At 68.7% G+C, this 4,985-nt stretch carries 4 protein-coding genes; all 4 read left to right on the forward strand.

The window, feature by feature from the left end; genetic code table 11:
* Positions 1-142: 142 nt before the first annotated feature.
* A complete protein-coding gene (locus JNN06_RS10705; RefSeq protein WP_291239581.1) occupies positions 143-1,402 on the forward strand; it encodes an SfnB family sulfur acquisition oxidoreductase in 1,260 nt (419 codons plus the stop codon).
* 3 nt (positions 1,403-1,405) lie between these two features.
* The gene (locus JNN06_RS10710) at positions 1,406-2,590 is read left to right on the forward strand and encodes an SfnB family sulfur acquisition oxidoreductase (RefSeq protein ID WP_291239582.1); all 1,185 of its coding nucleotides are present in this window, start codon (positions 1,406-1,408) and stop codon (positions 2,588-2,590) included.
* A complete protein-coding gene (locus tag JNN06_RS10715) occupies positions 2,590-3,978 on the forward strand; it encodes an LLM class flavin-dependent oxidoreductase (RefSeq protein WP_291239583.1) in 1,389 nt (462 codons plus the stop codon). Before JNN06_RS10710 ends, JNN06_RS10715 begins: the two co-directional genes overlap by 1 nt.
* Positions 3,975-4,985: FMNH2-dependent alkanesulfonate monooxygenase (gene ssuD, locus JNN06_RS10720; protein ID WP_291239584.1), on the forward strand; the 1,011-nt coding region annotated here is incomplete at its 3' end. The genes JNN06_RS10715 and ssuD, both read left to right, overlap by 4 nt.

Genomic DNA, 4,985 nt, shown 5'->3' on the forward strand with positions numbered 1-4,985 from the left:
GGCCGGGCGGGGTTTCTTTTCTTTGCCGGGCGCGGCGGGAAAGGATGATCCCTTTTCCCGCAAGAGTTTGGAATCGCGGTCTGGCCGCATCCGCCGCATAATCACGACAATTCTAATCGTTTTACTGCGAAAGCGAACCCCCATGACCCTTCAGCACAGCCCGGCCTTGGGCGACCCCGCCAGCACCCACCCCGTCCACACGGGCCCCCTCCCCCCGCATCGCCCGCCGGTCCTACCCGATGCCACCACCGCACGGGCCGCCGCCCGCGCCTTGGCCGACCATCTGGCCCCGCTGGCCGCCGAACGCGACCGGGACCGCATCCTGCCCTGGCGCGAGATCGAGGCCTTCACCGCCTCGGGCCTCGGCGCCCTGCTGATCCCGCGCGCCTATGGCGGGCCGGGCCTCGGCTATGAAACGCTGGCCGAGGTGTTCGAGATCCTCAGCACTGCCGACAGCTCGGTCGGGCAGATCCCGCAAAACCATTTCGGTGTGCTGCAACTGGTGCTGGAGGCAGGAACCGAGGCGCAGAAGCGGCGCTGGTTCGGCGATGTGCTGGCCGGGCACCGCATCGGCAATGCCGGGCCGGAAAAGGGGCGCCAGCCGGTGAACCAGAACCGCACCGGGCTGACCGAGACGCCGCAGGGCCTGCGGCTGAACGGCACGCGCTTCTATTCCACCGGCGCGCTGTTCGCGCATTGGATCCCCACCCGCGCCAATGATCCGCAAGGGCGCCCGGTGCAGGTCTGGCTGCGCCATGACGCGCCGGGCCTGCGGGTGGTGGATGACTGGGCCGCCTTCGGCCAGCGCACCACCGCCTCGGGCACGGTGATTTTCGACAATGTGCCGGTATCGCCGGAGGACATCATTCCGGTCTGGCAAGGCGCCGACCGTCCGGGCCTTGCCGGTCCGGTCTCGCAACTGATGCAGGCCGCCATCGACAGCGGCATCGCGCGCGCCGCCTTTGCCGACACGCTGGAGTTCCTGCGCCACAAATCGCGCCCTTGGGTCGATAGCGGCGTCACCCGCGCGGTGGATGACCCCTATATCATCGCCGAGATCGGCCAGCTTCAGATCGACCTCCATGCCGCGCAGGCCATGCTGCGCCGAGCCGCGCGCCTGCTGGACCAGATCGCCGCCGCGCCCGTCACCGCCGACAGCAGCGCCCGCGCCTCGGTCGCAGTGGCCGAGGCCAAGCTGCTGACCTCGGAAATCGCCCTGACGGCGGCAGAGAAACTGTTCGAGCTGGCCGGCAGCGCCGCCACTCGCGCAGGCCCCAATCTGGGCCGCCACTGGCGCAATGCCCGCGTGCATACGCTGCATGATCCCGCGCGCTGGAAGCTGCATCTGCTGGGGAACTGGCACCTGAACGGCGCCCTGCCCGCCCGCCATCAATGGAATTGACCGATGACCGAAGCCCATATCATCCGCTCTGACGCCGAGGCGCTGGAGGTGGCCCGCCAGCTGGCCGCGAGCTTTGCCCCCGGGGCCAGTGCCCGCGACCGTGACCGCATCCTGCCCTGGGCCGAGCTGGAAAGGTTCAGCGCCTCGGGCCTTTGGGGCATCACCGTGCCGCGCGCCTTTGGCGGCGCCGCCGTGTCGATGCTGACGCTGGCGCAGGTCACGGCGATCATCGCGGCCGCCGATGGCTCGCTCAGCCAGATCCCGCAGAACCATTTCTACGCGCTGGAGGTGCTGCGCGCGGGCGCCCGCGAGGGGCAGCAGCGCTTTTTCTTCGGCAAGGCGCTGCAAGGGCTGCGCTTTGGCAATGCCCTGGCCGAGACCGGCCAACGCGATTTCAAGCGCCGCACCCGGCTGGTGCGCGCCCCCGGCGGCGACCTCGTGCTGCATGGGCAGAAATTCTATTGCACCGGCGCGATTTACGCCGACTGGATTCCCACCCTCGCCGTGGATGATACCGAGGTGCAGCATCTGGTCTTCATCCCCCGCCGCGCGCCGGGGGTGCGCATCTCGGATGATTGGGATGGCTTCGGGCAGCGCGTCACCGGCTCCGGCACGGTCCGCTTTGATCAGGTGGCGGTGCAGCCCGAATGGGTGGTGCCGTTCCAGACCAGCTTCGAGCGCCCCACCCCCATCGGGCCAGTGGCGCAGCTGATCCATGCCGCCATCGACCTGGGCATCGGGCAGGGCGCCTTTGCCGAAACCCTGCCCTTCATCCGCGATCGTGCCCGGCCGTGGATCGACGCCCGCGTCGCCACCGCCGCCGAAGACCCGCTGACGCTGGCCGGTCTGGGCGAGGTGTCCTTGCGGCTGAGCGCCGCCGAGGCCCTGCTGCATCGCGCCGCACTGGCCGTGGATGCCGCCATCGCCAATGCCACCGAAACCACCGTCGCCGAAGCCTCGGTCGCGGTGGCCGAGGCCAAGGTGCTGACCACCCGGGCAGGCCTTCTGGCGGCCTCGAAACTGTTCGAGTTCACCGGCACCTCGGCCACATTCGCGCCCGACAACTTGGACCGCCATTGGCGCAATGTCCGCACCCATACGCTGCACGATCCGGTGCGCTGGAAATACCATGCCATCGGCAATTTTGCCCTGAACGGCATCCTCCCCCCGAGACACGGAGCCATCTGATGACCGAGCCGCTTGGAAAACACATTCTGGTCAATGCCTTCACCATGAACAGCATCGGCCATATCAACCACGGCCAATGGGTGCATCCGCGCGATACCTCCACCGATTACAAGCGCCTGTCGCATTGGACAGAGCTGGCCAGAACGCTGGAGCGGGGCCTGTTCGACGCGGTATTTCTGGCCGATATTCTGGGGGTTTACGATGTTTACGGCGCGGGCATCGAGGTAACGGCGCGCGAGGCGGTGCAACTGCCGGTGAATGATCCGCTGATGGTGGTCTCTGCCATGGCCTCGGTCACCCGGCATCTGGGCTTTGGCGTCACCGTGAATGTGAACAACGAGGCACCCTATACCTTTGCCCGCCGCCTCTCGACGCTGGACCATCTGACCGAAGGGCGGATCGGCTGGAACATCGTCACCGGCTATCTGGACAGCGCCGCCCGCGCCGTGGGCCGTGCCGGACAAGCCGGGCATGACCAGCGCTATGATCAGGCCGATGACTATCTGGAGGCGCTTTACAAGCTGTGGGAAGGCTCGTGGGAGGAGGGCGCGGTGCTGGCCGACCGGGCCGCGCGGGTCTATGCCGATCCGGCCCGCATCCACCCCGTAAGGCATCGCGGCCCGTTCTATCAGGTCGAGGGCTACCACCTGTCCGAACCCTCGCCGCAGCGCACGCCGGTGCTGTTTCAGGCCGGAACCTCGGGCCGGGGGCAGGCCTTCGCCGCGCGCCATGCCGAATGCGTCTTCATCTCGGTGCCCGACAAGGCCGCCGCCCGCGCCGCCGCCCGCAGCCTGCGCGCCGCCGTGGCCGCTGCCGGGCGCAACCCGGCCGATCTGCGCATTCTGGCGGGCATTGCCGTGATCACCGATCACAGCGCCGCCGCCGCGCGCGAAAAGCTGGCCGAATACCGCGCCGCCTCCAGCCCCGAGGCGGGCCTCGCCCATTATTCCGCCTCGCTCGGCATCGACTTTGCCCGCTACGGGCTGGATGATCCGATCCCCTTTGCCCAGTCCAACGCCATTCAGTCGGCGGCGAAAATCGCGGAAAGCCGCGGCTATACCAAGCGCGCCCTGCTGGATCAGCTGGCGCTTGGCGGGCGCTATCCGCTGGCCGTGGGCACCCCGGCCCAAGTGGCCGACGAGCTGGAATCCTGGGTGCGCGAGGGCGAGATCGACGGGTTCAACCTCACCCGCATCGTCACCCCCGACAGCTTTGCCGATTTCGCCGATCTGGTGGTGCCAGAGCTGCAATCGCGCGGCAGTTACAAGACCGCCTATGGCGAGGGCACCTTGCGCCACCGCCTGTTCGGGCAGGGCGACCGCCTGCCCGCCAGCCATGCCGCGCAGGCCTTCCGCCCCGGCGCGCCCCTCCTCGGAGCCGCAGAATGACCCCGCTTCCCACCCCCGACATCTTCTGGTTTCTGCCCAGCTCGGGCGATACCCGCTATCTGGGCACCTCGGATACAGGCCGCGCGCCCAGCCTCGATTACCTGCGCGACATCGCGGTGACGGCGGATCGGCTGGGCTATGACGGGCTGCTGATCCCCACCGGCGCCTCTTGCCAGGACCCTTGGGTGGTGGCGGCCAGCCTGATCCACGCCACGCAGCGCATCAAACTGCTGGTGGCGCTGCGCACCTCGGTTTCCGGCCCAACCGTGGCGGCCCGACAGGCGGCCACGCTGGATCAGGCGCTTGGCGGGCGCTTGCTGCTCAATGTGGTGCCGGGCGGCGACGCGGCCGAGCTGGCCGCCGATGGCGCCTTCTTCAGCCATGATGGCCGCTATGAAAACGCCGACGAGTTTCTGACCGTCTGGCGCCGCTTGCTGGCGGGCGAGGTGGTGGACTTCGCGGGCCAGCACATCCGGGTCGAGGGCGCGCGCAACTATCACCCGCCGGTGCAGCGCCCCTACCCGCCGCTTTACTTCGGCGGGTCCTCCGATGCGGCGCATGATCTGGCGGCGAAACATGTCGATGCCTATCTGACCTGGGGCGAGCCGCCCGCTCAAGTGGCCGCCAAGATTGCCGATGTGCGCGCCCGCGCGGCGCGGCACAAGCGTACACTCCGTTACGGTTTGCGCCTGCATGTCATCGTGCGCGAAACCGAGGCCGAGGCCTGGGCCGCGGCCGACCGGCTGATCTCGCGGCTGACCGATGCCGAGATCGCGGCGGCACAGGCGGGCTATGCCAAAATGGATTCCGTGGGCCAGGCCCGCATGGCCGCGCTGCATGGCGGGCGGCGCGACCGGCTGGTGGTGGCGCCGAACCTCTGGGCCGGGGTTGGCCTCGTGCGGGGGGGCGCGGGCACCGCCCTGGTCGGCACGCCCGAACAGGTGGCCGAAAGGTTACAGGAATATCAGTCCCTTGGCGTCGATACCTTCGTGCTGTCCGGCTATCCG

Origin of the sequence: Gemmobacter sp. (assembly GCF_016792925.1) — a bacterium.
In the GTDB taxonomy this organism is placed as follows: domain Bacteria; phylum Pseudomonadota; class Alphaproteobacteria; order Rhodobacterales; family Rhodobacteraceae; genus Gemmobacter.

What these genes read in the sequence shown, in the direction of transcription:
- JNN06_RS10710 (WP_291239582.1), top strand. Translation starts at nt 1,406, where the DNA reads ATGACCGAAGCCCATATCATCCGCTCTGACGCCGAGGCGCTGGAGGTG.
- JNN06_RS10705 (WP_291239581.1), top strand. Translation starts at nt 143, where the DNA reads ATGACCCTTCAGCACAGCCCGGCCTTGGGCGACCCCGCCAGCACCCAC.
- JNN06_RS10715 (WP_291239583.1), top strand. Translation starts at nt 2,590, where the DNA reads ATGACCGAGCCGCTTGGAAAACACATTCTGGTCAATGCCTTCACCATG.